Raw genomic sequence first — 25,898 nt, 5'->3', positions numbered from 1 at the left:
GGCTATTTGCCGAACCTGCGGGAACGCTGGGAGAAGTCCCGCAGTGCGCGCAGGAAGTCGATCTTGCGGAACGCCGGCCAGTAGGTGTCGGTGAACCAGATTTCGGAATAGGCAGCCTGCCACAGCAGGAACCCGGACAGGCGCTGTTCGCCGGAGGTGCGGATCACCAGATCCGGGTCCGGCAGCCCGCGGGTGTACAGGTGCTTGGCGATGGACTCCGCCGTCACCGTCTCCGCCATATCCGCCGCGGCTACTCCCGCGTCCGCCTGGGAGCGGATGAGGTTCTGCACGGCATCGACAATCTCCTGCCGGCCGCCGTAGCCGACCGCCACGTTGACGATGACGCCGTCCTTGTCCTTCGTTGTCGCCGCGTCCTCCTGCATGCGCGCGGCCATCTGCTCCGGCAACAGGTCGAGGTGGCCCACCAGCCGCACCTCGCAGTTGTGAGCCTTGTCCGCCAGCTGCGTCACCACGTCCGCGATGATGTCGAACAGCAGGGCCACCTCGGTCTCCGAGCGCTTCAGGTTCTCGGTAGACAGCAGGTAGATGGTGACCACCTCGATGGCGGTCTCCTCGCACCACGAGATCATCTCGCTGATCTTTTTCGCCCCCTGGCGGTGGCCGTGGCTGATGTCGGTGAACCCGGCCTCGCGCGCCCAGCGACGGTTGCCGTCGGCCATGATGGCGACGTGCTTCGGCTGCGGCTTGCCCTTGAGGCCACGGCGCAGGTGGGCCTCGTAGAGCGGGTACAGGAGGCGAGGCAAAAGTTCCACGATGCTAAATCCTAGACGTCTTCACCCGGGGTGCTAGAACTTCGACTTCTTCCGGCGATCGTAGATCCCGGCCTCGCGCATGGCGGCGTCCAGCTTTTCCTCATCGAACGGATCGATGCCGTGGCGCTGGGCGAACAGCGAGCGGCGGCGGAAGCGCGAGTAGCGCCGGTGGAACGACCAACCGGCGAAGATGACCGCGATGGCGAGCAGGACCATGATGAGCAGGCCGATGGGCGAGGCCTTGCCAAACTCGGGGCCGATCGGCTTGTCGCCGTAGGTCTGGGCGAGCACGGCGACGTGGTTGATGGCCAGCGGGGCATCGCGAAGCACAGCAGAAGTAATCATTGCGGGAATTTACGCCTCCTTGGTGGGCTCGTATCCCTCGATACCAGCAAATAGATCGTCTTCCGGCAAGGTGGTCTCCACGCGGGAAGAAGCCAGCTCGAACTCCTCGGTGGACCAGATCTCCTTCTGCGCCTCGGACGGAACAATGACGAAGAACCCATCTGGATCGATCTGGGTGCGGTGGGCGCGTAGGGCGTTATCGCGGTTTTCAAAGTAGTCACCGCATTCAACCCGGGTGGTCACCCGCTGCATCAGGTCCTCGGCACCGTCCTTCCAGCGTTCCAGCACCCCGCTGAAGGGGCTGTCGTGGCCGTTGTCTTCCAGCCACTTATTGAGCAGCTCCATGCGCTGGTAGATGAAACCGTGCGTGTAGTAGAGCTTCTGCGGCTCCCATGCCTTACCGAGCTCTGGGTGCCAGTCCGGGTCGCCGGCCTTGTCCCAGGCGATCATGGACGCGCGGTGCACCATCAGGTGATCCGGGTGCGGGTAGCCGCCGTTTTCGTCGTAGGTGATGATGACGTGCGGGCGGAACTCGCGGATGACCTTGACGATGTCGGCGGCCACCGCGGCATCGTCAAGCCGGGCGAAGCAGCCCTCCGGCAGCGGCGGGAGGGGATCGCCTTCCGGCAGTCCCGAATCCTCGTAGCCGAGCCAGCGGTGGTCCACGCCCAGCGCGCGGGCGGCCTCAGCCATTTCCTCGGCGCGCACCTGCGGCAGATTTTCGATAACCCCCGGCTTGTCCATCGCTGGGTTGATGATGGACCCGCGCTCGCCGCCGGTGCAGGTCAACACCATAACCTCGTGACCCTCCGCGGCGTAGCGCGCCATGGTTGCCCCGCCCTTGGACGATTCGTCATCGGGGTGGGCGTGAACAGCTAGAAGACGCATCGTGCTCATGGTCGCCGAACCATCCCCTTGCAAAAGCTTTCATTCTTACCGCCGAAAAGCGGCTCACTAACCCGAACTATCTTAGGTGATACGTGGACTAACTACGCAGTTGGATAACATGTCCAGCATGACTCCCGCTGGTTCTTCTGTCCCGCACTCTCGCGCGAGCCGTTACGGCCAGGGGCCGGGCACCGCGCGTGACGATGCCCAGTCGCACGACCGCAGCTCCAACCTCACCGGCCGTCTGTTGGTACTGCTCATGGTGGCCATCGTCGTGGTCACCGGCATCTACGCGGCGCGCTACGTGCAGCAGCAGCGCGAGGTCAACGCCCGCATGAGCTACGTGACCCAGCAGGTTATCGATGACCACACGCTGCGTGTGTGGGTGGACGTCACCCGCAACCGGCCGGACGAGCCGGCCTACTGCGTGGTGCAGGCGTTTAACTACAACAAGGCGGAGGTGGGCCGCCGCGACATCCCGCTCGCCCCCGACGGGGTGGACACCCAGCGCATCGCGGTGGACATTCCCACGAACCACCGCGCGGTCTCGGGGGATGCGTACGGCTGCTCGAGCAACGTTCCGGACTACCTGGACACCGACCACCCCGACTACGTGGAGTCGTACCAGAACTCCTGACGCGTTAGGGGTAAACAGCGCAGGAGAAGGCGGGGAGATGCATCCGCTGTTGTGTTAGGATCCTGTGCGCACCGTGTGGCGGCAGATGCGCAACTTTTACCCAACTCGCGTCGCCGCCCCATTTTTATAAGACCGCGATGTTCTTTTAGACAGGGAAGGTTGGAAGTATGGCTGAGCAGCAGAAGCAGTACATCACCCCCGAGACCAAGGAAAAGCTCGAGACCGAGCTGCAGGAGCTTATTGATCACCGCCCCGTCGTCGCGGCGGAAATTAACGAGCGCCGCGAAGAGGGCGACCTGAAGGAGAACGCGGGCTACGACGCCGCCCGTGAGATGCAGGACCAGGAAGAGGCCCGCATCAAGCAGATTTCGGAGATCCTGGCTAACTCCACCACCGAGCGTGAGGGCGTCGAGGAAGGCGTGGCCAACATCGGCTCCGTCGTGCACGTCTACTACAACGACGACAAGGACGATAAGGAGACCTTCCTCATCGGCACCCGTGCGGCGGCCTCGGACAACAAGGACCTGGAGACCTACTCCGAGCAGTCCCCGCTGGGCGCCGCGATCCTGGGTGCCCAGGAGGGTGAGACCCGCACCTACTCCGCCCCGAGCGGCAAGACCATCTCGGTGACCATCGAGTCCGCCGCGCCGTATGATTCGGCTAAGGCCGCCACCGAGCGCAAGTCCTAACCCGACCACACTCACCTACCCACACACCCCTTTCGGAGAAAGAGCACGCCCATGAAGAAGTTCTCCCGCACTGCCGCCGCCGGCCTGGTCGCCGTTGCCGCTGCCACCCTCGCCGGGTGCCACCCGCCGCACCAGCAGCCGTCCGACGAGAAGGTGGCCAACGCCGCGACCTACACCGGTGAGCCGAAGCCGGGGGTAGGCGAGAAGGAGTCCGCCTCCGCTACCACTGCCCCGTCTGAGCAGGCGGCCGGCAACAAGGCGCGCCAGGCTGGCGACAAGCCGCAGTTCCAGGACTGCGTCGCCGCCCCGGCCACTGAGCCGGCGACCGTCACGCTCAACTGCGCGGACGGCGCAAATCGCGTGGAGAACATCAAGTGGGAGTCGTGGGAGGCTGACGAGGCACACGGCACCGGCACCCGCGTGACCAACGCCAACGGCCACGAGGAGCGCGACGACGACGTGGACGTCGAACTGCACACCCCGGCTGAGACCGCCGACGGTTTCGCCTTCACCGAGATCGTCGTCGACGGCCAGCCCGTCGAGCAGTAATCCCGAACACGCGCGAAGCACCCCGCCGCTAGGAGACCTCCACGAGGTTCCTAGCGCCGGGGCGCTTTTGTTTTATCCAGGTGTGTGTTCTCCCCTGCCCTGCCTACTCGCGGACCCAGGCGCCGATAACGCCGGGGACCACCAGGGGCGGCTCGCCCAGCAGAGCTTTCTTGTTCGGCTCGAGCTCGACCTGGGTGACCACCGACTTCACCTTCTTGCTCTTGGCTGAGTCACCGCCGCGAGCGCCCATCATCGGCATCATGCCGCGTGCACCAGCACCCGCACCGCCGCGGGCGGCACCAGCGCCCGACGTAGTACCGACAGCAGAGCCCGCGCCCATGCCCGGCGCGGCGCCCATTCCACCAACCCGGCCGCCGGCTCCACCGGCACCGACACCATTTCCAGGCGCTGCGCCAGCGCCCAGGCCACCAGCGCTCACTCCCGACGCACCCGCACTGCCCGCACCAACACCAGCACCGAGGGAACCAGCACCCAGAGCACCAGCACCCCGGCGACCGCCGAGCATGCTCGGCCCACCGAGCCCGGAAACACCGTTCATGCTGTGCGGCCCACCAAACGGACGCGCACCCATCGTCCCCAGGCCGCTGGCCTGCGTGCGCATGTCGGCTGCACTGCGCTGGCCGATGCCGGACAGCGGTGACATCCCAAAGCCGTTTCCTTTACCACCGGCGTTGAGCAGTCCCCCTGGCAGCGCTCCACCGGGGCCGACCCCGGCGCTGTTGAGCGTTCCACCGGTGGTGCCAGCCACCGCACCGCCCGCGGGAGTGCCCGCGCCTGGGTGCGGCGCGAGGTCCAGCGCCGATGCACTTTGCGTACCCAGGTTCGCTGCCGGGAGATTAAGCCCCGCTCCCGCGCCTGCGGCCTCACCCGCCGGATGCAGGTCGGTCGCGTTCGGAAGCGTCGACTGCGATCCCTGCACCATGCTGTGCGCCGCCTGGTTCAAAGCGGTCTCGTCATTAATACCGGTCAGCGCCTGGGCTGCCTGCTTCACCGCGCCGAAATCACCTGGGCCGAGAGTCCCGTTTACAACCTTCTGCACCAATTCTTTCGGCCACTGCACCCCATCGGTGGTGTAGCGCTCTCCTTGGCCGGCAATGTCCCCCACACCGGTTTCGATATCACCGCCACCGGTTGCGGCGTAGTCACTGATGAGTGACGCCTGCATCGGCATCGACTTCGTCACAGTGGTTTGCAGCTTGGTCTGCAATTCGGACAGTGCTGCCATCTCTGCGGCCTTACGTGCGACTGGATCCTTAATTGCGTTTACCTTGACCGACTTCAGCATGGCGTCGAAACCGGCAAGCGCCACCCCGTTGCCCAGCGTGACAACCTTTTGGGCCATGACCCGCGAGTTCGCCGCGAACTGTTTGCCAGTGCCTGCTACTTCGCGAATCTTGCTCGCCGCCCGCTCGGTGGCTTCGCTATCGTTCGCCGAAATCAACCCGTCAGCCACGGAGTCCAACTGGTCGCTTATCTCCGTGACCTTTTCCGCTAAGTCCCGCCACCGCTGCGCCGTCGCCGCACCCGACTGAATGTCGGAGCCATTCAACTGCGCGGCTAGAAGATCCAAGTCGGACCCCACCGACACGACCGGCTCAGTGAAGGAGAACGGGCTGTAACCCGGCTCCGGCTGGTCCACCACCGGCATGGCAGCCATCTCTACCGAACCGCCGATATCAGCAAGATCCATTGCCCGACTGTTATCAGACTCCTGCTGCCCAAAGGCCTCAGAGTGGGTACCCAGCGTTTCGCTGAGCCAGTTCACCTGTTCCTGCAGTTTTCCTAACGTCTCCGACGCTGATGCCGGATCCATTTGAACCGCCCGGCCATGAATTCCTCCCGCCTCGGAAACACCCGCTACCTGCGAGAAACCGTGGCTGATGACCGGGCCAACATGGTTTGCCAACCCTCCCAAATTTCGTTCAATCGTTTGTACTTCGGTCGCGTGTTTACGTAAGTCACTAGTTTGCAGTCGCATGTTCCCCCGCTAAAGACTTTCCAGAATGTCAAAACCATGCTCACAGATTTCCGATGGTGAAACTGCACCGGTCGGTTCGTACAAATCAACAGCAATCGTGCCTTGTTGAGTTTGCACCGCTGCCCGACAAGTACTTTCGGTCTCCCCCGCCAATCGGAATGCTTTCCAGTTCCGATCAGGCACAGCTACTCCCGGGACATCGACAAAGTTCGACGGTAGGTCGTCTAACGAAACAACCGTAGACACGATGTTGACGCTGACAAATACCCCCGAGTGTCCGTAATCGTCGAACCTGCATGCCATGTCCAACTTTGTCGGTGTCAAGAATTCTTCAGGTCGCCCCAGCTCGGCGCGCCGAAGCGACTCTTCGGAGATTTCCGTACAAGGGTCGAAGAGATCGAAGTCGGGTGCAGCGTAATCGAAGCCACCCACTGGTGGCAGCGACGATTCCTCGGCAACGACCTCGACCTCTTCCCCCTTGGCCGTGTTAAGACCTCGCTCATCCGTAGCGCTATTAGGGCTGACCTGCGCATCGCTATCCCCCATCGACACGCAACCGGTCAAAAGCAGCCCAGATACCGTTACCAGCAGCGCGGCCTCAGCACGACTCATTTACTTTCCTTCCCAGGAACGGCTCCGGAACCACAAACCCACCCCAGTTTTTAGCGTGGCTCTGGATTCACGTTGAGAAGCTCTTCTCCTCATCCGCTTACCGTTCCCGCATAGCATCTTGCATGGTTCCTGACCGTTTGTCGCGGCAAGTTGTGAATTCACATGGAGGCCACTGTTTGTTGTGACATCACCAATAAGTTTTTGCTCACATAAACCGCTGGTAGCAATGGAAATGTGAATATTGTGACCGATCACAAGAGGGGGTAGCCCCTACCCCCATAATCACAACGGTGTAAGTGTGACCTTCTGTCCGGAAGAGCGGTAGTCCGCACGTCCGGTTCACCACCCCCAAAGCATGAAAAATCCCCGCGCACCACACATCGTGTGTGAGTGCGCGGGGTTGAATCCAGCCGCTGAGCAGCCCGGCGTTTACCGGTTATTGAAATAGCTCAGCAGGCGCAGGATCTCCGTGTAGAGCCAGACCAGGGTAACGGCCAGGCCCAGAGCCACACCCCAGGCGTAGTTGGCCGGAGCGCCAGCACGAACGAGGCGGTCCGCCTGGTCGAAGTCAGTGAGGAAAGACATCGCAGCCAGCACGATGCAGACCAGGGAGAAGATGATGGCCAGGGTGCCGCCACCACGCAGCGGATTCATGCCCGTGAACATGAACAGCAGCAGGTTGCCCAGCGCCAGAACGACCACGCCAATGATCGCGCCCATCATGATCTTGTTAAACCGAGGCGTGACCTTCACCGCACCGGTCTTGTAGACGAACAGCATGCCCACAAAGACACCGACGGTGCCGATGATGGCTTGGCCGATCATGGTCATCATGTTCGATCCGCCCACCGAGTAACCAGCGAAGACAATCGAAATGCCACCCACGAAAAGGCCTTCAAACACGGCGTAGATGAGCGTGACCCACGCGGAGCCGAACTTGCGACCAAAGGTGGAAATTAGCGTCATGATGAAACCGCCGATGGCACCAACGGCAGTTAGAGCCATCGTTACACCTTCGTGCCCCATCAGGGCCAAGCCGAAGTTCACAATCGCCATGACAACGATGACCGCGAGGGTGATACCGGTCTTGGTCACCACATCATCGACAGTCATGGGCCGTGCCTGCTGGCCGGAGGCAGCGTCGTAGCCGGACTGGTAGGTGGACTGCTGGCCGTAAGGGCTGTCCTGAACACCCGGAGCGCCGTAGCCGCTTTGCTGGCCACGCTGCTCACCGTCGGTCAGGCTTCTCATCACCGGGTTACTAGAGCGCACTATGAACCCCGATCCTTTCTTGCTTCGGTCGACTATTCACTAGGGGAAGTTCCACTAAGTACAACGCGTCTGACCGTTCAGGAGTTCCCCATCAAAACGGAATTCCGCACTCAGACGCATTAACCGTCCAGGCTACCGACCAAAATTCCGGCATGCGATGTACCGTTGATCTGCCTAGGACATATTTGGAGGAGCGCTGGGTCCGCTGCCCTCCGGGGGCGGTTGTGCTGGACCGCCCTGCCTGCCTTGACCGTCCGGCGGTTTCGGCGCCCCATCTTCGGCCGGGCTCGACTTGGTTGTCGGATCCACCGGCACCTTGATGGTGAAGGTGTAGCCACTTTCAGCGGAACCGATGACAGACGGGGTCTGCTGGTCCCAGCCATCGGAAAACACCATGTCGGTGTCCAACGACACCCGGGCAAGGTTCTCCGCAGAACCGGCATATCGTGCGTCGGCATACACTTTGTTTCCCACCTCTTCTGGGATCACCAGCTGCGAGGTCAGCACCGCGTTGGTGGCGTCTGTGATCGCATCCAGATCCGGGAACACCTCGAAGTGAATGTGCGGCCACCGACCGTCGTAGCAACCGGGCACGATGGAATCGAAAGTGACCGCCCCATCGTCGTCGGTAACCTGCACACCGCGCAGCCACGTCTGGTCCGTCACGCCATTGGAATACATCGAGTACTCGCCTTCGGCGTTGCAGTGCCAGACGTAGACCGCCGCGCCGACCAGCGGCTGATTATCGTTCGAAATATCCACAAGCCGCATCGTCAGCGTCATGGGCACACCCTCGACCGACCCGTTTCCATCGACCGAGTTCTTCAGATCCCGGCGCTCAATTCCCGTTTCGTCCAAGACGTCTGGGCCGTTCGAACCGTCGCCCGGGTACGGGCCGGCAGTCTCCGTGTTCATCTCCGTTAGGGAGTTGCTGTTGGCGGACGTGGTGCTTTCCGTGCTTGCTGTGCCATTCGCGCCTGCGCCAGTCTTCTGGGTGCCGGAGGCGCCGCACGCCGCCAAGGCGGTCGCTCCCGCGCCGACTCCTAAGACACCCAGCAGCCGCCGACGGCTCAACACGGTACCCATGTCGAATGCAAGGCCTTGATCTTCAACGTCCTCGTTCGGGCGGTCAAGGCGCCGCCCTTCGAAAAATCGTGGCTTACTCATGGTGAGTAAATGTAAGGCGCCAAACTTTGACGTCCCCGCACTGCAGCGGAAAGCTGTCACCACAATCGCGGACAGCTTCCAGAGTGATCGCTGTACGGTTCCTGTGAGCGAAAAAGCGCCACAACCAGCGATTTCATTAAAGCAACGGTGCCCCCAGTGGGACTCGAACCCACACTGAATCGATTTTAAGTCGACTGCCTCTGCCGATTGGGCTATGGGGGCGTAACACCCGGCGGGCACGAGAGGAGTGTGCGCGCCGGACAACTATTTTATGGCACTGCCACCCGCGCCCGGAAATGGGGCCGCGCGAAGTTGGTGCCTAGTCCGCCTGCGTGCCGCGCATGTCCGCGACGATGCTGGCGATGATGCCGTCGAGGATGTCCTTTTCGCTGATGACGAACGTGTCCACGCCGGCGGCGCGTTCGGCGAGATCCATGATGCCTTCCACGGCCACTGCCCCGCCGCCGATGACATCTGCACGACCCGGGTGGATCACCGGGTTGAGCTTGCGACGATCCGCCGAGACCGTCTTCAGCTCGCCCGTGATGGTGCGCAGACCCGGGAAGCGCAGCTCGGTGTTGTGGATGGCGTCCGCATCGTAACGCTCCAGCCCCTGCGCCAGGGCAGACAGCGTGGTAAAGGTGCCGGCGCAGCCGACGAACGTGCGTGCCTTATCGATGGGCAGGTCTCGCTCGACCTCCGCCATCTTCTCCGCCACGAAATCTTTGGCGATCTCCAGCTCGGTCTCGCTCGGCGGATCGGTGCGCATGATGCGCTCGGTGATGCGCACGCACCCCATCTGCTTCGACGTCGCGCCCAAGATGGTGCCGTCGGTATCCCCGACCACGAACTCGGTAGAACCGCCGCCCAAGTCGATGACGCAGAACGGCCCCTGCACCGGGTCCAAGTCCGCCACCGCGCCGGTAAACGACAGCTTCGCTTCCTCCTCGCCGGAGATGACCTCCGCCTTCGCGCCCGGCTGGATCTCACCCAAAAGCTGGGCGGTCATGTCGAAGAACTCTTCACGGTTGCTGGCATCACGCGTCGCGGAGGTCGCGACCATGCGCACCCGCACCACCTGCTCAAAGCGCATCTGCTGGACGAATCCGGTCAACGCCTTGCGGGTGCGCTCGATGGCCTCCGCCGCGAGCTTCCCGTTCGCATCGACGCCCTGGCCCAAGCGCACGATCTCCATCGTCCGGGTGACGTCGCGGACGGTGCCGTCGTCGCGGACATCGGAAATAAGCAAGCGGATGGAATTCGTACCGCAATCGACCGCGGCTACACGAGTCATGAGGACACCCCGTTCGAGAAATCAAAGTCGTTCAAGTCAATGCCGAGCTCAGCGGTCGTCGGCCAGTCTTCCGGGATGACGTCGCCGCGCAGACCGCCGCGGTCAGCGGCCATCGCCACCGCCTCGGTGCCCAGGCGCACCCGGTCCGGCCCCTCGGCCAGCGCGTAGGCGATGAGCACGTGCAAGCACTTGACTCGCTCTGGCATGCCGCCGCCGGAGAAATCCGTGCCCAGATCTTCGATAGCGTTGCGCTCCGCCAGGTAGTGATCGTGGGCGCGGCGGTAATCTGCGGCCAGCTCCTCGTCCTCGGCCAGGCGCGCCTCCATCCACTTCATGACGTGGGCGACCTCGAGGCGCGACGCCTCCGCCGTCAGGCGCGGTTCGGTGAGGTAATACAGTGTGGGAAACGGCGTGCCGTCCGGCAGCTTCGGCGCGGTTTTAATGACCGCCGGTTCCCCATCCGGGGTGCGGTAGGAAATCTCGAGGACCCCGCGCGGGGTCCGGCCGAGTTGGTGAGAAACGATCTGCAGATCGGCGTCGGAGACTGTCATGGCCACTATTGTGGCACGGGCGCACCCTCCGGCGCGGGCGCGGGTTCGCCCTGTCCATCCTCGCCGCCGGCATCGTCACCACCGCCGGTCGTACCTTCCTCTTCCGGCAGGTTCAGCCCCGGGCCGCGGTCACCAGTGGTGGACTCGGAGCCATCCAACAGCGCCGGGTCATCCGCGATGGAATCCCACAGCACCTCGTACCACGGGCGCTTGTCCTCTTCCGCGCGCCGGTCCGTGGTCACGCTATCGTCGCTGTTCATGTGCGGATCCATGATGCGGTAGGCGGTCTCCCCCTCCGCGACGAGGCCCAAGCGGCGGCGCGCTTCTTGTTCGACGTACGCGTCCGACTTGTACTTGTCGATCTCCTCTAACAACCGGTCCTTTTCCGCCTGCTTGGCGGTGATGGACTCCTCCAGGCGGGCGATCTCCGCGCGGCCCGAGTAGTAGTTGCGCAGCGGGGTAGCCACCGCCCACAGGATGGCGAGGAGGACAAACAGGATAATGGCGTAGCCGAGCAGGTCGACCCGGCCGCGCTGCCGCGGCGGTTTCGGCGACGCCCCCTTCGCCGGCGACTTTCCCTTGCCCGCAGGCTTTCCCCCCTGGGTGTGGGCGCGCGAGGCGACAGGGACAGTGCGGGGACGCCGCTTCGAGCGAGTCCCCGCGTCCTTGTTTCTTGCCTTGTTCGCGCCAGCCATAGGAACCACAGTGTAACCCCTGTGGTTTACCGCCCGCCCGCGCGGCGCGCCTGAACTACCCCGCTACTTCTTAAACCGCGGGAAGGCGGAGCGGCCGGCGTACACCGCGGCATCGTCAAGCTCCTGCTCGATACGGAGCAGGCGGTTGTACTTGGCCACGCGCTCCGAGCGGGCCGGGGCACCGGTCTTGATCTGGCCGCAGCCGAGGGCCACCGCGAGATCCGCGATGGTGGTGTCCTCGGTCTCGCCGGAACGGTGGGACATCATGGTGCGGTAGCCGTTGCGGTGCGCAAGCTCCACCGCGTCGAAGGTCTCGGTGAGGGTGCCGATCTGGTTGACCTTGACCAGCAGGGCGTTGGCCGCCTTCTTATCGATGCCCTCCTGCAGACGCTGCGGGTTGGTCACGAAGAAGTCGTCGCCGACGATCTGCACCTTGTCGCCGATGGCGGCGGTCAGCTGGGTGTAGCCGTCCCAGTCGTCCTCCTGGAGCGGATCCTCGATGGAGACGATCGGGTACTCATCCACGAGCTCGGCGTAGACCTTGCTCATCTCCTCCGCGGAGTGCTCGCCGCCTTCGAAGTGGTAGGTGCCGTCGCGGAAGAACTCGGAGGAGGCGACGTCGAGGGCCAGCGCGATGTCCTCGCCCGGCTTGAGACCTGCGGCCTGGATGGCTTCGACGATGAGATCGAGGGCCGCGCGGGTGGAGTCGACCGACGGGGCGAAACCGCCCTCGTCGCCCAGGCCGGTGGACAGGCCGCGGTCCTTGATGACCTTCTTCAGCGCGTGGTAGACCTCGGCACCCTGGCGGAGCGCCTCGGAGAAGGTCTCCGCGCCGATCGGGGCGATCATAAACTCCTGGACGTCCACGCCGGAGTCGGCGTGCGCGCCACCGTTCAAGATGTTCATCATCGGCACCGGCAGCACGTGGGCGCTCGGGCCACCGATGTAGCGGTAGAGCGGCAGCGCGGCGGACTCCGCGGCGGCGCGGGCGACGGCCATGGACACGCCCAAAATGGCGTTAGCGCCCAGGCGGGACTTGTTGTCGCTGCCGTCGAGCTCGATCATGGCCTTATCGATGAGCCGCTGGTCATCCGCCTCAAAGCCGGCAATCTCGTCCGAGATCTCTTCGTTGATGTTGGCTACCGCGTTCAGCACGCCCTTGCCCAGGTAACGGTCGCCACCGTCGCGCAGCTCGTGGGCCTCGTGGACGCCGGTGGAGGCGCCGGACGGGACGCCGGCGCGGCCGTGGGAGCCGTCGTCCAGCAGGACCTCGGCTTCGACGGTGGGGTTACCGCGCGAATCCATGATCTCGCGGCCAAAGACGTGGATGATGTCAGCCATGCTGAAGTCACACTCCTTGCAGTGATACTTTGCGGTTTCCTCACTCATTGTGGCAGAAGTCCCCCGCCCCCGCGGCCACTGCTCCCGTGGATTCGCTGGAAGCTGGTTAACTCACCGCTGGCTGCCCAATGGCGTACGAGTTCGCCGCCCCGGCGACCCGCTGCAGGTAGTCCGAGGAGTGGTTGTAGGCGAAGATGGCGTCAGCCCAGTCGTCTTCGTCACTCAAGTCGCGCTCGCCGGAGCACAGCAGCTTCGCCGAACTCAGCGCGGCGTCATCAATCTGGTGCGGGTCGGCCACGCCGTCGCCGTTGGCGTCGAGTCCGAACTGGTCCCACGACGCGGAGATGAACTGCATGGGGCCGACCGCGCGATCGAACTCGGTGTCCTCATCGAAGACGCCGTCGTCAGTGTCCTCGATGCGCTGGGTGCCGTTGTCCCCGTCGAGCGGAATGCCGATGATTTTCGGATCGGCCACCCCTGCGTCGTTGAGGTGCGGCGGGTGCAGGCGGTTGCCGGAATACGTGCCGTGGCGGGTTTCCACCCAGCCAATGCCGGCCAGCGTGTTCCACCTAAGGTGGCACTCCGGCCACGCGTCGCGGGCGATGAGCTCCGCGTTGCCGTACGCGCGCAGCGCCTGCCCGGGGATCTCGGTCTGCTCGGAAATATCCCCCGACCAGTACTTCAGCTTGTCGGCGGTTCGCCCCTCGCCGTGGACGTCGATGTCCGGCACCTCGGCCGGCGCCTGCGGCGGGATGTCCTCCGGGATCTTCTCCAACTGGCGGTGTGTCGGCGAGGTGGTCAGCCCGACGATCCCCCACAGGGCCAGGGACACGATCACGATGACTGCCAGGGCGGCGGCACACCCCAGCCCGAGTACGCGCTGTACGTTCATATCGCCGTCAGAGCCTACCGAACCCCGCGCGCCTTACCCAGCTCCCACAGGCGCTTCTGCTCCTCGGCGGGGACCACGTCCTGCGTGCCGTCGAACAGGTAGGGCGCGCGGGCACGCATCTTGTCCACGAAGCTCTGAGCGACGTCGGCAAAGTCGAAGTCGCCGCGGCGCGAGGCGATCTCGGCATGGAAGAGGACTTGCAGGAGGACATCGCCCAGCTCGCTGCGCAGAGTCTCCGGGTCCGCGCCCGCGCGCACGGCGTGGGCGAACTCGGCGGCCTCCTCGTCCAAGTACGGCAGCAGGCTTTCGTGGGTGTGGGCGGTCTCCCACTCCCCGATGCTGCGGGCGCGGGCCATGACCTGGCGGGCGGCGAGCACGGCATCGGCACGCGATGGCGCCTCGATGACCTCCTCGCCGGCGGCTAGCCGGGCCTTAACCTCCGGGTCGGCGGCGTTGGTGCTTACCAGAACGCCGCGGCCCGCCGGATCGTCGCCGGGCAGGAGATCCGGCAGGTCCCACCGCACTTTTACCGGGACCTCACTGGTATAGGACACGGGCCGCAAGACGCGACGGAGGGCCTCCATCGGGATCTGGGTGGGCCAGCGTTCATCGAGCAGCAGGACGGTCATGCAGGACAGTATAGAAGTAGGGATGCGCGCGGCCGGAAGGAAGTGGAAACGCGCCGCGCCGACGCCTGTGGCATACATCGCGTGAGTTTCGTGCGCAGGCTTCAAGGCGGTATTTTTATGTGCATGACAGATACGGATGTTCCCAGCACTGCGCCCGCTGATTCAGCCAGCGGGCGCAGCCATTCGGTATCTCTATGGACGCTGGTCGCGCTCATCATCGGTTCGACGGTGGGCGCGGGCATCTTTTCGCTTCCCCAAAACATCGCGTCCGTCGCCGCGCCCGGCGCGATGCTTATCGGCTGGGCGATTGCTGGCGTGGGCATGCTGTCCGTGGCCTTCGTCTTCCAAATCCTCGCCCGCCGCAAGCCGCACCTTGACTCCGGCGTGTACTCCTACGTGCGCGCGGGCCTCGGTGACTTCATCGGCTTTGCCTCCGGCTGGGGCTACTGGCTCGGGTCCGTCATCGCTCAGGTCGGCTACGCCACCTTGTTCTTCAACACCCTGGGGCATTACTTGCCGCTTTTCGATGCCTCCCACAGCTGGACCTCTGCCATCGCCGTCTCCGCGATGACGTGGGGCATCTTCGCCGTGCTCACGCGCGGCACGCAGCAGGCGGCGATCATGAACCTGATTACAACCGTGGCCAAGCTGGTGCCCATCGTCGCGTTCGTCGTGCTCATCGCGTTTGTGGGCTTTAGCTGGGACAAGTTCACCATGGACTTCTGGGGCCGCGATTCCGGCCAGACTGCCTTCGAGCAGATCCAGGGCATCATGCTCTTTACCGTCTGGGTCTTCATCGGCGTGGAGGGTGCGTCGGTGTATTCCAAGCAGGCGCGCAAGCGTACCGATGTCGGGCGCGCCACCATCATCGGCTTCATCTCGGTGCTGGCACTCTTGGTGTCGGTGTCCACCCTGTCCTACGGCGTGCTTACGCAGGCGGAGCTGGCCGCCCTGCCAGACAACTCGATGGCGTCCGTACTCACCGCCGTGGTCGGCGACTGGGGCGGGCTGCTCATCTCCGTCGGACTGTGCCTGTCGGTTCTGGGCGCTTATGTTTCCTGGCAGATGCTGTGTGCGGAGCCCATCACGTTGATGGCGCTCGACGGCCTGCTGCCGCGCACCGTGGGCAGGACGAACAAGGCCGGTGCGCCGTGGGTGGCGCAGTTGATTTCCACCATCGCGATTCAGGGCTTTGTCATCGTCTTCTTTGCCAACGAGACCTCGTATAACGCGATGGTCCAGCTGGCGACGATCATGTACCTGCTGCCCTACATCTTCTCCTCGCTCTACCTAGTGCTTTTGGCCAGCCGCGGGCGCGGGCTGTCCCACCCCAAAGCCGGCGTGAACTTCGACCTGTCCGGCCCGGAGGTGTCCCGCCGCGACAACCGGCGCCACCTCGCGGTGGCGGTGCTGGCGTTCGCCTACTCCATGTGGCTCATCTACGCCGCCGACTTGGTCTACGTGCTTTTCGGCGCCATCGCCATCATCCCGGGGCTTATCCCGTACGTAGCTACCCGCCTGTTCAAGCGCGAGCGCGTGTTCAACACCTTCGAGTGGGTCATCGTCGCCATCATCGTCGTCGCGGCCATCGCGGCCGCGTGGGGTCTGGCGCGCGGCACGCTGAGCCTGTAAACACACCCCCGCCCCGCCACCGCGGGAGCCACGTCAACCAGCCAGTTTTCTTCGGGTTAGTCGACCCTTACCCCCGCTTTCCTTAACGAGGTTTTATTTCGGTGAGCCTTGCCTAAATAATTGCTGTGTGTTGTTCGCTAACTTGCTCATAGGCCTGCGCGAGGGCCTCGAGGCCTCCATGGTCGTGATGATCCTCGCGGCCTTCCTCGTAAAATCCCGCCAGCGAAGACTGCTCCAGTGGGTGTGGGTCGGCGTCCTCGCGGCCCTGGCCGTCACCGTCGGCGCCTTCCTCATCATCCACTTCGGCACGAAGACGCTCACCTCCCTCGGCCAAGAACTCGTGGGCGGCATCTCGTCGCTCATCGCCGTTGGCTTAGTCAGCTACCTGCTGTTGTGGATGCGCGGCGCCGACAAGAACATGTCCCGCGTGCTCAACGACAAGATGGAGACCGCGGCCGCCTCCGGACCGCTTGCCGTCATCGTTCTCGCATTCACCGCGGTCGCCCGCGAGGGAATCGAGACCGCCCTCCTCGTCTTTGACACCTTCGCCTACGGCGACACCGTCAAGCCCGCGCTGGGCCTGTCGGTGGGCATTGCCATCGCAATCGTGGTCACGCTGCTGATGTACCGCGGCGCTATCCGGATCAACCTCTCCGTCTTCTTCCGCATCACCGGCGTGCTCCTCATCGTGGTTGCCGCCGGCATCCTGCGCTACGGCATCAACGACCTGCAAGAAGCCGGCGTCCTTCCGGGCCTGAACACCCTGGCGTTCAACGTCGCCGACGTCATTCCTCCCGGCAGCCCGCTCGCCGTCTTCCTCGAGGGCATGTTCAACCTGGTTCCGGCCCCGACGCTTTTGTCGATGATCGCCTGGGCCATCTACCTCATCGTCGCCCTCTGGCTCTTCCTCCGCCCCCTCCCCGCGCCCTCTTCCGCGCAGAAAGGAACCTCCACTAATGCTTAACTCCCGCATCTCTTCCCGCCCCGCTCGCATCGGCCTACTCACCGTCGTTTTAGCCACCACCACCGGTGCGCTCTACGGCTGCGCCGACAAGGTCGACGAGGCCGACGCGCAGCAGTTCAAGGTCACCGCCGACGACCAGACCTGCGAGGTCAGCGGCGAGACCGCGGAAACCGGCACCGCGTCCTTCGACGTGACGAACAACGGCTCCAAGGTCACGGAGTTCTACACCTACACCGACGCCGGCCGCGTGGTGGGCGAGGTGGAAAACATCGGCCCCGGCGCCACCCGCAAGCTGGTCGTGCAGCTAACCGATCCCGGCGACTACACACTAACCTGCAAGCCCGGCATGGTGGGCGAAGGTATCTCGCAGCCGCTCACGGTCACCGGTGAGGCCATCGACGTGGTCGAAGGCGACGAGGCCGCCCGGGAGGCCGTCGACGGCTACCTGTCCTACGTGCGCAACCAGACGCAGACCTTGAAAGATCAGACCAAGGATTTCACGGCCGCGATCGAGGAAGGCGACATCGACAAGGCCAAGGAGCTCTTCCCCATCGTGCGCATCCCGTACGAGCGCATCGAGCCGGTCGCCGAATCCTTCCCCGACGATCTGGATCCGCGCATCGACGTCCGCGAGGCCGACCTGGAGGAAGGTCAGGAATGGACCGGCTTCCACAAGATTGAAAAGCAGCTGTTCGACGACGGCAAGATCACCGACCAGACCAAGAAGGACGCGCAGCAGCTCGAAGACGACCTGGCGGAGCTTGTCGATGGCGTCAGCAGCGACGACTTCACCTTCACCCCGGTCCAGATTGCGTCCGGCGCGCAGGGGCTTTTGGATGAGATTGCCACCAGCAAGATCACCGGCGAAGAAGACATCTTCTCCGGCACCGACCTCTACGACTTCCAGGCCAACCTGGACGGATCCAAGGCCGCGATCGCATCCCTAGAAAAGGTCATCGACGACAAAGATCCGCAGCTGCTCAGCGATATCAACGACCGCTTCGACGACGTGCAAAAGCTGCTGGACAAGTACCGCGAGGGCGACGGCTTCGTGGACTACAACGACGTGGACCAGAACAAGCGCCGCGAGCTGTCCGATTCCATCGACGTGCTGACCGAGAAAGTCGCGCGCGTCCAAGAGGTGGTGGCTCAGTAATGCGGGGCAATTCCGTAAGCCGCCGGGGCTTTTTGTCGGCGGCGGTGGCCACCTCCGTGGCGGCGACGGCCGGGCTGGCCAGCTGCTCGCGCGGCAGCACTACCGGCGAGGGCGGGGCCAATCTGGACTCGACGGTGCCTTTCGATGGTGAGCACCAGGCGGGCATCGCCACGCAGCAACAGTCCCGGCTGCACTTCGCCGCCTTTGACGTGACCACCACCGACCGCACCGAACTCATCGGACTGCTCAAGACCTGGACGCAGATGGCGCGGCGCATGACGCAGGGTGATCCGGCCACCGCGAGCGCCGAGGACATGAGCGAGTACGCCGTGCCCGAGGACACCGGGGAGGCCTGGGATCTGCCGCCGGCCAACCTCACCATCACCATCGGATTCGGGCCGACGCTTTTCGATGACCGCTTCGGCCTGAAATCCGCCCGCCCAGCAGAACTGACACAGCTTCCACACTTCCCGTCCGACCAGCTGCAGGACAACTTATGCGGCGGCGACTTGTGCATTCAGGCGTGCGCGGACGAGCCACAGGTGGCGGTACACGCGGTGCGCAACTTGGCACGCGCCGGTAGCGGCCTGGTGCGCTACAAGTGGTCACAGCTGGGCTTCGGCCACGCCTCGGCCACGACGCGCAACCAGGAAACGCCGCGCAACCTGTTCGGTTTCAAGGACGGCACGAACAACCTCAAGGCCGAAGACACCGACGACTTCAACGAGCACGTTTGGGTCTCCGGGACCAATACCTGGCTCGACGGCGGCGCGTTCCTCATCTCCCGGCGCATCCGCATGCTGCTGGAAAATTGGGATCGACAGGTGCTGGCCGACCAGGAAGAAACCTTCGGCCGCCAGAAGCTGTCGGGCGCACCACTGGGCCGCGAGGACGAATTCGACGAGCTCCCGCTCGACGAGTACCACGGCACCTCCGGGCCGGTGATCCCCGAGGTCGCCCACTCGCGGCTGGCCAACCCGGCCGAAAACGGCGGCATGCGGATGCTGCGCCGCGCGTACAACTTTAGCGACGGCATCGACGAGTTCGGCCACCTCGACTCGGGGCTGTTTTTCATCGCGCTGGTGAACTCCCCCGAGAAGCGGTTCATCCCCATCCAGACGCGGCTGGGCAAGCACGACAAGTTGAACGAGTACGTGCGCTACGAGTCATCGTCCATTTTCGCCTGCCCGCCGGGCACCTCCGGCGAGGACGACTGGTGGGGCCGGGCGCTTTTTGAAGCGACGGAGCGCGCCTAAGCGGACCTACTCCGAGACGGAGATCGTCTTCTTTTTCGGCGTGCTCTTGCTGGCGGCGGTCTTGCCGCCGCCAGTGACGTCGTGCTCGTCCACGTCGAACATCGCCGCGAGGAAGTCGCTGGCCCACTGCAGCAGCTCGACATCGCGAAGCTTCGGCGACGTGATGTTGCGCCCAGCCTTCGGGAACGGCACCTGCACGGCCTGGGCGGCCGCGCGGTACATCGACCCCGAGTACAGGCGCTTCAGGCGCACCTGCTTCGAGTCCCCCAGCTGCGCCGGGTGGAACTTGATGCGCGTGCCCTGCACCGTAATGTCCGAGACGCCGGCCCGGCGCGCCTGGTGGCGCAGCCGCGCAACCGCGAGCAGGCGCTCGACCTCCTCCGGCACGGGCCCGTAGCGGTCCTCCATCTCCTCGACCGCGGCGCGCAGGTCCTTGTTGTCCTGCGAGGCGGCGAGCTTGCGGTAGATCTCCAGGCGCAGCCGCTCGGAGTTGATGTAGGACTCGGGGATGTGGGCATCGACAGGCAGGTCGATGCGGATCTCCTTGGGGCCCTCGTCGGTGGCCTTGACGGTCTCGCCGCGCGCCATCGCCTTGTACGCCTCCACGGCCTCGCCCACCAGGCGGACGTAGAGGTCAAAGCCCACGCCGGCGATGTGACCGGACTGCTGCGAGCCGAGCACGTTGCCGGCGCCGCGCATCTCCAGGTCCTTCATCGCCACGGCCATGCCCGCACCCAGGTCGTTGTTCTGCGCGATGGTGGACAACCGGTCGTAGGAGGTCTCCTTCAGCGTCGCGCCCTTCGGGTACAGGAAGTAGGCGTAGCCGCGCTCCCGGGAGCGGCCCACGCGCCCGCGCAGCTGGTGCAGCTGCGACAGGCCCATCTGGTGGGCGGAATCCACGATGAGCGTATTCGCGTTCGCGATATCCAGTCCGGTTTCCACGATCGTCGTGCACACCAGCACGTCGTACTCGCGGTCCCAGAAGCCCTGGACGGTCTTTTCCAAAAGCTCCTCGCTCATCTGCCCGTGGGCCACCACGATGCGCGCTTCCGGCACCAGATCGCGCAGCTCCTTAGCCTTCTTTTCGATGTCCGCGACCTTGTTGTGCACGAAAAACACCTGGCCCTCGCGCAGCAGCTCGCGGCGAATCGCGGCGGTGACCTGCTTGTCCTCGTAGGCGCCGACGAAGGTGAGCACCGGGTGCCGGTCCTCCGGCGGGGTGAGGATCGTGCTCATCTCGCGGATGCCGGCCATGGACATCTCAAGGGTGCGCGGGATCGGCGTCGCGGACAGGGTGAGCACGTCCACCGACGCCTTGAGCGCCTTGATGTGCTCCTTGTGCTCGACGCCGAAGCGCTGCTCCTCGTCGACGATGATGAGGCCCAGCTCTTTCCAATGCACGCCGGTCTGCAGCAGGCGGTGCGTGCCGATGACGACGTCCACCGAGCCATCGGCAAGCCCGGCCATGATCTCCTTGGCCTCTTTCTGCGAGGTAAAGCGCGACAACACCTTGACCGAGATGGGGAAACCGTCCATGCGCTCGGTGAAGGTGTCGAAGTGCTGCTGCGCCAGAAGCGTCGTGGGCACAAGCACCGCGACCTGAGTGCCGTCTTGGACCGCCTTGAACGCCGCGCGCACGGCCACCTCGGTCTTGCCGTAGCCGACATCGCCCACCACGACGCGGTCCATGGGCACGGTGGATTCCATGTCGTGTTTGACCGCCTCGATGGCGCTCATCTGGTCCTCGGTCTCGACAAACGGGAAGTTATCTTCCATCTCCGCCTGCCACGGGGTATCCGCCCCGAAGGCGCGGCCCGGCGCGGACTGGCGCTTGGCATAGAGCTGCACCAGTTCCCCGGCGATGTCGCGCACAGCGGCGCGGGCCTTCTTCTTCGTGTTCTTCCAGTCCGAGCCGCCCATCTTGGACAGCCGGGGCGCCTCGCCGCCGGTGTACTTGCTCAGCAGGTCGAGCGAGTCCATGGGCACCCACAGCTGGTCGCCCGGCTGCCCGCGCTTGGAGGCGGCGTATTCCAGCACGATGTACTCGCGCCGCGAGGTCTCGTCGCCGGACTTGATGGTGCGCTCGGCCATCTTCACGAACTTGCCGATGCCGTGCGTTTCATGCACCACAAAATCGCCCGTCTTCAGGGCCAGGGGGTCGACCTTGTTGCGGCGCTTGGCGGGCTTGCGCTTGGCCTTGGCGATGTCGCCGACGCGGTTGCCCGTCAGATCCGTTTCGGTGATGACCACCAGCGGCAGCGCCTCGGCGTCTTTGAGCTTGCGCACCTTGGGAAAGACGAGGCCGGCATGGCTCATGGCCTGGTAGAGCGTCACCTCCCCCGGCGAGGGTTCCCAGCCCGGCGTGGCGGTCTTGGTGCGAATTCCCTTCTCGGCGAAGCGGTCGACCATGCGCTTGATGGCACCTTTGGCCGGGGCGATGAACGCCGCGCGGCCGCCGGCCTGGGTGTGCGCGAGCAGCTGGGCCATCATCGCGTCGATTTCTTTGATGTCGCCGCGCGGGGTCGGGCCCGGCTCGAAGTCGATGGGCAGGGTGAGCGACTCGTCGGCGGCGAACATCCCCGGCGGGGCGAAGGTCCACAGCGGCAGACCGGCGTCGCGCACGGTATCTTCCAAGTCGTCGAAGGAACGGTAGCTCGACGGCTCCAGGTCGAGCCCCTCGACGGCGACGGGGCCGTCCGCACCCATGGCGGCGGCCTCCCACCCGGCCTCCAAGAACTCGCGGTCGGTGTTTTCCAAGTCCGCAATGCGGGTGCGGATCTTCTCCGGCGCGACCAGGACGACGTGGGTATCTGCCGGCAGAAGCTCCGGCAGGGCGACCATGGGCGAGTCGGTGAGCTCCGGCAGGAGCGCCTCCATGCCCTCTGCCGGGATCTTCTCCGAGACCTTGGTCAACAGCTCCACCAAAGCCGCGTTGCCCGGGTGCTTCTGGGCGAGCTCGCCGGCGCGCTTAGCCACGGCATCGGTAATCGGCAGCTCCCGCGCCGGGTAGATGGCCACCTCGCCGACGTCGATATCGTCGATGGCGCGCTGGTCCGCCACGGAGAACTGGCGGATATCCGTGATCTCGTCGCCCCAGAACTCCACGCGCACCGGGTAGTTCAAGGTGGTGGGAAAGACATCGAGGATGCCGCCGCGGATGGCGTACTCGCCGCGCTTGGCCACCATGTCCACGTGCGTGTAGGCGCGGAAGTCGAGCTCTCGGGTCAGCGCGTCGAACTCGAACTCGGCGTCCTCTGCCAGGCGGATGGGTTCGCGGCCGGCGACGTCCTTGATCACCGGCTGCGAGTAGCCGCGGGCGGCGGTGACGATGACCTGGAGGTTGTCATCGTCACGCGCGATGCGGTCGAGCACCTGCGCGCGCCCACCCACGATGTCCGCGCCGGGGCTAAGCCGCTCGTGCGGAAGCGTCTCCCACGCCGGCAGGTAGGCCACCTTGTCGCCCAGCATGGCCGCCAGCTCCGCGGTGAGGTCTTCCGCTTCGCGCCCGGTGGCGGTGACCACTAACACCGGCGCGTGGTGCGCCAGCGTGCCGATGACCCACGGACGCGTCTGGTCAATCCCCGTCAGGTGCAGGGTCTTCTCCCCCACCTGAGCAACAAGCCCTTTGAGCTTCGGATCGGACGCGGCGACTTTGAGCAGCCCCGCGAGCATCGGCGGTTCAGCGTGGGTGTCTTTTCCGGCTGCGCTCACTTATTTCGTCTCTTTCTTCATCGTGTCGTCTGTGGCTGCGTCCCGGTCGGCGAGCTTGGGCACCTTCTCCATGCGCGACAGGCCATTCCAACACAGGTTAACGATGTGCGCCGCCACCGTCTCCTTGTCCAGATAGCGGTTATCCAGCCACCACTGCGCGGTCATGGCGACCATGCCCACCAGCGCCTGGGCGTAGACCACCGCCAGCTGCGGGTCAATGTCGCGGTGCTCGAACGCCTCGCCCAAGATGTGGGCGACCTGCTCGACCGCGGTGTTGAGCAGCGTGCCAAACGTCTGCTCGCCGGTCGGCTTGGAATCGCGCGCGAGGATGACAAACCCGTCGGTTTCTTCCTCCACGTAGGTCAGAATGGCCAGCGCGGCCTGCTCGATCTTCTCGCGCCACTTGCCCTTTTCCAGCGACTGCGTGATGCGCTTTTCCAGCGCGAGCATCTCGCGGTCCACCACCACGGCGTACAGGCCTTCCTTGCCACCGAAGTGCTCGTAGACCACCGGCTTGGTCACCTCGGCGCGCGCGGCGATTTCCTCCACGCTCGCGCCGTCGAACCCCAGTTCCGCGAATGCCTTGCGCCCGATGGCGATGAGCTGCTCTCGCCGCTCGCGGCCGGTCATTCTCTTTCGCGCCATGGCCGCTACTTTATCGCGGACGCCAAACCCACCCACCGAAGCGGTAAGTGGGCGGGTTAATTAGCGGACATTACCTGTGCGGCGACTGGTTCGGAAGCGAAGTAATAGCGCGCGTGGGATTGGGGCAACGCTGCGTCGTTTGCGCTGGTCAGAGTTGCTTCCCCACCAGGACTCGAACCTGGAATGACGGTACCAAAAACCGTAGTGTTGCCATTACACCATGGGGAACCACACCGAGTGTGCTCGGTGCATGATCATCGTAGCGGACTCACCCCGCGCAGCCGAAACGAGGGCTACCGCACGTCGAGCTACCGCGCGTCGAGGTTGTCCTGGAACCCGCCCGGGTTGCCGCGTGCGCCGGTAGAGTGACCGTGCCCAGCCGCGCCAGCCTCCCCGGGCATCGTCTTCCCGTGCCCCGCATGCGCCTCCGGCGGGACGTAAACGTCCGGCTTTTCACCCGGCCCCACGATGACAAACTGCCCCATCATCCCGCTGTCCTCGTGCAGCAGCATGTGGCAGTGGTACATATACGGCACCTTTGGGTCTGGGTAGTACCCCAAGTCCACGGCCAGCCGCGCGGTGGCCTTCGGCGGTAGCGCCACCGTGTCCTTCCAGCCATACGTGGGCACCACCACCTCGTCGGTCCCCTCCCCCGGCTCGAGCGAGAGCACCTTGAACCGCGCGTCGTGGATGTGGAAGTTGTGCGGCCAGTCGTTGTTGTCGTTGGTGACCTCCCAGATTTCGGGAGCATCCTTATCGATGACCTCGTCCACCCGCGCCATGTCCATCATCTGGCCGTTGATGCTGAAGGTGTCGAGGACGAACTTCCTCTCCTTCACCCCGTCCAGGTCGAGGTCAGCAGCGGCGGCCGGGTCGAGAACGTCCGGCAGCGCGCCCGGTTCCGGGGCGGACTCCTCCGGCCCGCGGATCTCCAGCAGCTGGAAGTGGTCGCGGAACCCGAAATCCACCGCGCCCTCGTCATCCGGGATTCCGAAATTGTCTTTCCGCGGCATGGACTGCAGGTTCACGGTCTTGCCAGGCTCGAGGTCCACCAGGAATTCGACGCGCTCGCCTGGCCCGATGAGGATGTCGTCGACCTCGTGGGGTTTATCCAGCAGACCGGAATCGGTGGCGATGACGGTGAGCGGGGAGGCATCGTCAAGCGCGAGCGTGTAAAAGCGCATGCTGGCGCCGTTGAGCACGCGCAGGCGAATCCGGCGGGTGGTGGCCTGGAAGTAGGCGTTGGCGATGCCGTTGACCACCGGCGTGGTGCCCTGCAGGCCGAGCGTCTCGTCGACCTCTTCGTCGAGCTGGCCGTCATCGGTGAACTTCGCGTCCACGATGGCCAGCGGGATGTCGTCCACGCCATAGTCACTGGGCACGTCGAGGTTTTCGGCCACCTCGTCCGAGAGAACGAACAACCCTGCGAGCCCCCGGTAGGCGTGGAGGGCGGTGCGCTCGTGCGGGTGCGGGTGGTACCACACGCTCGCCGCGGGTTGCTCAATGTTCCACTCCGGGTCCCACGTGCCGCCCGGCTCGATGGGCAGGTGCGGGCCGCCGTCCGCTTTCGCCGGCAGCTTCATGCCGTGCCAGTGCACGGTGGTCATCTCCGGCAGGGAGTTCTTCAAGGTGAACGAGACGTGTTCGCGCTTCTTCGCCATGAGCGTCGGGCCCAGGTACGGGCCGTTGAAGCCCCACGTCTTTGTGGTCACGCCGGGCAGGATCTCGGCGTTTCCCTCCATCAGTTCGAGCTCGAAGCGGCGGGTATCGCCATCCTTTGTGCCCTGGTAGAGCTCCGGGATGGGAAGCTCGCGCGGCTCACCGTCGTACCCGCGCGGGGCCGGCTGGTCCTTCCGGGCGTGCTGCGTGCCGATGCCCGACCCCGCCTTGCCGCCCACCGCGTCACAGCCTGCCAGCGCCCCGACGGCACTCGCTCCCGCGCCCGCAGCGCCGACGACCACCATGCCGCGCACGAACGTCCGCCGGGAAAATTCCGCGTTTCCCATAACCAGCAACACTGCCTTTCGAAACTGCGCACCAACTCTTAGATTTAAGCCTAAACCGCGCGATGACCTGTGCAAAACCCCTAACGTCCTATGCGAGCTGATCCTCGCCAGGGAAAGCCACGCCCGGGGAGAAGGCAAGCCTTTACTTCGTGGCGCGCCCGCGCCGGCCCGGCCTAGACTCCCCTCGTGGAAAAT

Annotated in this window: 23 protein-coding genes and 1 tRNA gene; 7 read left to right on the top strand and 17 right to left on the bottom strand. The window is 64.7% G+C overall.

Annotated elements, in window-relative coordinates; all coding sequences use genetic code 11:
* Positions 1–2 precede the first annotated feature (2 nt).
* From CMASS_RS03755 to mca, 3 genes are read right to left on the bottom strand one after another with little or no spacing between them, the layout of a single operon-like run.
* Complete coding sequence (locus CMASS_RS03755; RefSeq protein WP_022862778.1) at positions 3–773, bottom strand: isoprenyl transferase; 771 nt, start codon at positions 771–773, stop codon at positions 3–5.
* 33 nt (positions 774–806) lie between these two features.
* Complete coding sequence (locus tag CMASS_RS03750; protein WP_022862779.1) at positions 807–1,118, bottom strand: hypothetical protein; 312 nt, start codon at positions 1,116–1,118, stop codon at positions 807–809.
* Positions 1,119–1,127: 9 nt separating this feature from the next.
* Positions 1,128–2,015, bottom strand: a complete 888-nt coding sequence (mca, locus tag CMASS_RS03745) for a mycothiol conjugate amidase Mca (RefSeq protein WP_022862780.1) — start codon at positions 2,013–2,015, stop codon at positions 1,128–1,130.
* Positions 2,016–2,133: 118 nt separating this feature from the next.
* On the opposite strand from mca, the gene CMASS_RS03740 reads away from it, so the two are divergent.
* The 3 genes from CMASS_RS03740 to CMASS_RS03730 all read left to right on the top strand — a co-directional run bounded on the left by CMASS_RS03740 (position 2,134) and on the right by CMASS_RS03730 (position 3,881).
* Positions 2,134–2,643 (top strand): DUF4307 domain-containing protein, encoded by a 510-nt coding sequence (locus tag CMASS_RS03740; RefSeq protein WP_027018613.1) that lies wholly within the window; start codon positions 2,134–2,136, stop codon positions 2,641–2,643.
* Between the two features lie 167 nt (positions 2,644–2,810).
* Positions 2,811–3,332, top strand: coding sequence for a transcription elongation factor GreA (gene greA, locus CMASS_RS03735; protein WP_027018614.1), 522 nt, complete (start codon positions 2,811–2,813; stop codon positions 3,330–3,332).
* Positions 3,333–3,383: 51 nt separating this feature from the next.
* Complete coding sequence (locus CMASS_RS03730) at positions 3,384–3,881, top strand: hypothetical protein (RefSeq protein WP_022862783.1); 498 nt, start codon at positions 3,384–3,386, stop codon at positions 3,879–3,881.
* 103 nt (positions 3,882–3,984) lie between these two features.
* Here CMASS_RS03730 and CMASS_RS03725 read toward each other — a convergent pair whose 3' ends face one another.
* The 11 genes from CMASS_RS03725 to CMASS_RS03675 form a co-directional block, all read right to left on the bottom strand.
* Complete coding sequence (locus CMASS_RS03725; RefSeq protein ID WP_051126831.1) at positions 3,985–5,592, bottom strand: hypothetical protein; 1,608 nt, start codon at positions 5,590–5,592, stop codon at positions 3,985–3,987.
* A 297-nt stretch (positions 5,593–5,889) separates the two neighbouring features.
* On the bottom strand, positions 5,890–6,492 hold the full coding sequence (locus tag CMASS_RS03720; protein WP_022862785.1) for a DUF3558 family protein: 603 nt from the start codon (positions 6,490–6,492) through the stop codon (positions 5,890–5,892).
* 429 nt (positions 6,493–6,921) lie between these two features.
* Positions 6,922–7,764 carry a Bax inhibitor-1/YccA family protein gene (locus tag CMASS_RS03715; protein ID WP_027018616.1) on the bottom strand — a complete coding sequence of 281 codons (843 nt, stop codon included), beginning with the start codon at positions 7,762–7,764 and terminating at the stop codon, positions 6,922–6,924.
* Positions 7,765–7,938: 174 nt separating this feature from the next.
* Positions 7,939–8,931 carry an intradiol ring-cleavage dioxygenase gene (locus CMASS_RS03710; protein ID WP_022862787.1) on the bottom strand — a complete coding sequence of 331 codons (993 nt, stop codon included), beginning with the start codon at positions 8,929–8,931 and terminating at the stop codon, positions 7,939–7,941.
* A gap of 148 nt (positions 8,932–9,079) precedes the next feature.
* Positions 9,080–9,153: transfer RNA gene (locus CMASS_RS03705), tRNA-Leu, on the bottom strand.
* 97 nt (positions 9,154–9,250) lie between these two features.
* Complete coding sequence (locus tag CMASS_RS03700) at positions 9,251–10,225, bottom strand: Ppx/GppA phosphatase family protein (protein WP_022862788.1); 975 nt, start codon at positions 10,223–10,225, stop codon at positions 9,251–9,253.
* Positions 10,222–10,776 (bottom strand): DUF501 domain-containing protein, encoded by a 555-nt coding sequence (locus CMASS_RS03695; RefSeq protein ID WP_027018617.1) that lies wholly within the window; start codon positions 10,774–10,776, stop codon positions 10,222–10,224. Before CMASS_RS03695 ends, CMASS_RS03700 begins: the two co-directional genes overlap by 4 nt.
* Before the next feature lie 5 nt (positions 10,777–10,781).
* Positions 10,782–11,471, bottom strand: coding sequence for an FtsB family cell division protein (locus CMASS_RS03690; protein ID WP_022862790.1), 690 nt, complete (start codon positions 11,469–11,471; stop codon positions 10,782–10,784).
* Between the two features lie 63 nt (positions 11,472–11,534).
* Complete coding sequence (gene eno / locus CMASS_RS03685) at positions 11,535–12,812, bottom strand: phosphopyruvate hydratase (protein ID WP_022862791.1); 1,278 nt, start codon at positions 12,810–12,812, stop codon at positions 11,535–11,537.
* 106 nt (positions 12,813–12,918) lie between these two features.
* Entirely contained in the window at positions 12,919–13,704 is a 786-nt protein-coding gene (locus CMASS_RS03680; RefSeq protein ID WP_022862792.1) for a lytic transglycosylase domain-containing protein, read from the bottom strand.
* Between the two features lie 14 nt (positions 13,705–13,718).
* On the bottom strand, positions 13,719–14,333 hold the full coding sequence (locus tag CMASS_RS03675; RefSeq protein WP_027018619.1) for a MazG nucleotide pyrophosphohydrolase domain-containing protein: 615 nt from the start codon (positions 14,331–14,333) through the stop codon (positions 13,719–13,721).
* A gap of 123 nt (positions 14,334–14,456) precedes the next feature.
* On the opposite strand from CMASS_RS03675, the gene CMASS_RS03670 reads away from it, so the two are divergent.
* From CMASS_RS03670 to efeB, 4 genes are all read left to right on the top strand, one after another.
* On the top strand, positions 14,457–15,965 hold the full coding sequence (locus CMASS_RS03670) for an amino acid permease (RefSeq protein ID WP_027018620.1): 1,509 nt from the start codon (positions 14,457–14,459) through the stop codon (positions 15,963–15,965).
* A 127-nt stretch (positions 15,966–16,092) separates the two neighbouring features.
* Positions 16,093–16,929 (top strand): iron uptake transporter permease EfeU, encoded by an 837-nt coding sequence (efeU, locus tag CMASS_RS03665; protein ID WP_022862795.1) that lies wholly within the window; start codon positions 16,093–16,095, stop codon positions 16,927–16,929.
* Entirely contained in the window at positions 16,922–18,085 is a 1,164-nt protein-coding gene (gene efeO / locus CMASS_RS03660) for an iron uptake system protein EfeO (RefSeq protein ID WP_022862796.1), read from the top strand. The genes efeU and efeO overlap by 8 nt, the downstream gene beginning before the upstream one ends.
* On the top strand, positions 18,085–19,341 hold the full coding sequence (efeB, locus tag CMASS_RS03655; protein ID WP_022862797.1) for an iron uptake transporter deferrochelatase/peroxidase subunit: 1,257 nt from the start codon (positions 18,085–18,087) through the stop codon (positions 19,339–19,341). The genes efeO and efeB overlap by 1 nt, the downstream gene beginning before the upstream one ends.
* 6 nt (positions 19,342–19,347) lie before the next feature.
* Here the strand turns inward: efeB and mfd are convergent, their stop codons facing one another.
* The 3 genes from mfd to CMASS_RS03640 form a co-directional block, all read right to left on the bottom strand.
* The gene (mfd, locus tag CMASS_RS03650; protein WP_027018622.1) at positions 19,348–23,013 is read right to left on the bottom strand and encodes a transcription-repair coupling factor; all 3,666 of its coding nucleotides are present in this window, start codon (positions 23,011–23,013) and stop codon (positions 19,348–19,350) included.
* Between the two features lie 39 nt (positions 23,014–23,052).
* Positions 23,053–23,697 (bottom strand): TetR/AcrR family transcriptional regulator, encoded by a 645-nt coding sequence (locus tag CMASS_RS03645; protein WP_051126832.1) that lies wholly within the window; start codon positions 23,695–23,697, stop codon positions 23,053–23,055.
* A 308-nt stretch (positions 23,698–24,005) separates the two neighbouring features.
* Entirely contained in the window at positions 24,006–25,703 is a 1,698-nt protein-coding gene (locus CMASS_RS03640) for a multicopper oxidase family protein (RefSeq protein WP_022862800.1), read from the bottom strand.
* Between the last annotated feature and the right edge of the window lie 195 nt (positions 25,704–25,898).

Source organism: Corynebacterium massiliense DSM 45435, assembly GCF_028609805.1.
In the GTDB taxonomy this organism is placed as follows: Bacteria; Actinomycetota; Actinomycetes; order Mycobacteriales; family Mycobacteriaceae; genus Corynebacterium; species Corynebacterium massiliense.
The sequence above is the reverse complement of the archived record's forward strand: the minus strand, read 5'-3'. Positions and strand labels throughout refer to the sequence as shown.

Bases quoted from the DNA above. Each gene is read 5' to 3' on its own strand.
- mfd (WP_027018622.1), bottom strand. From the start codon at position 23,013: ATGCTCGCGGGGCTGCTCAAAGTCGCCGCGTCCGATCCGAAGCTCAAA.
- CMASS_RS03640 (WP_022862800.1), bottom strand. From the start codon at position 25,703: ATGGGAAACGCGGAATTTTCCCGGCGGACGTTCGTGCGCGGCATGGTG.
- CMASS_RS03725 (WP_051126831.1), bottom strand. From the start codon at position 5,592: ATGGATCTTGCTGATATCGGCGGTTCGGTAGAGATGGCTGCCATGCCG.
- greA (WP_027018614.1), top strand. From the start codon at position 2,811: ATGGCTGAGCAGCAGAAGCAGTACATCACCCCCGAGACCAAGGAAAAG.
- efeO (WP_022862796.1), top strand. From the start codon at position 16,922: ATGCTTAACTCCCGCATCTCTTCCCGCCCCGCTCGCATCGGCCTACTC.
- CMASS_RS03670 (WP_027018620.1), top strand. From the start codon at position 14,457: ATGACAGATACGGATGTTCCCAGCACTGCGCCCGCTGATTCAGCCAGC.
- CMASS_RS03690 (WP_022862790.1), bottom strand. From the start codon at position 11,471: ATGGCTGGCGCGAACAAGGCAAGAAACAAGGACGCGGGGACTCGCTCG.
- CMASS_RS03710 (WP_022862787.1), bottom strand. From the start codon at position 8,931: ATGAGTAAGCCACGATTTTTCGAAGGGCGGCGCCTTGACCGCCCGAAC.
- CMASS_RS03720 (WP_022862785.1), bottom strand. From the start codon at position 6,492: ATGAGTCGTGCTGAGGCCGCGCTGCTGGTAACGGTATCTGGGCTGCTT.
- CMASS_RS03680 (WP_022862792.1), bottom strand. From the start codon at position 13,704: ATGAACGTACAGCGCGTACTCGGGCTGGGGTGTGCCGCCGCCCTGGCA.
- CMASS_RS03675 (WP_027018619.1), bottom strand. From the start codon at position 14,333: ATGACCGTCCTGCTGCTCGATGAACGCTGGCCCACCCAGATCCCGATG.
- efeB (WP_022862797.1), top strand. From the start codon at position 18,085: ATGCGGGGCAATTCCGTAAGCCGCCGGGGCTTTTTGTCGGCGGCGGTG.
- CMASS_RS03700 (WP_022862788.1), bottom strand. From the start codon at position 10,225: ATGACTCGTGTAGCCGCGGTCGATTGCGGTACGAATTCCATCCGCTTG.
- CMASS_RS03750 (WP_022862779.1), bottom strand. From the start codon at position 1,118: ATGATTACTTCTGCTGTGCTTCGCGATGCCCCGCTGGCCATCAACCAC.
- CMASS_RS03730 (WP_022862783.1), top strand. From the start codon at position 3,384: ATGAAGAAGTTCTCCCGCACTGCCGCCGCCGGCCTGGTCGCCGTTGCC.
- CMASS_RS03695 (WP_027018617.1), bottom strand. From the start codon at position 10,776: ATGACAGTCTCCGACGCCGATCTGCAGATCGTTTCTCACCAACTCGGC.
- mca (WP_022862780.1), bottom strand. From the start codon at position 2,015: ATGAGCACGATGCGTCTTCTAGCTGTTCACGCCCACCCCGATGACGAA.
- eno (WP_022862791.1), bottom strand. From the start codon at position 12,812: ATGGCTGACATCATCCACGTCTTTGGCCGCGAGATCATGGATTCGCGC.
- CMASS_RS03740 (WP_027018613.1), top strand. From the start codon at position 2,134: ATGACTCCCGCTGGTTCTTCTGTCCCGCACTCTCGCGCGAGCCGTTAC.
- CMASS_RS03645 (WP_051126832.1), bottom strand. From the start codon at position 23,697: ATGGCGCGAAAGAGAATGACCGGCCGCGAGCGGCGAGAGCAGCTCATC.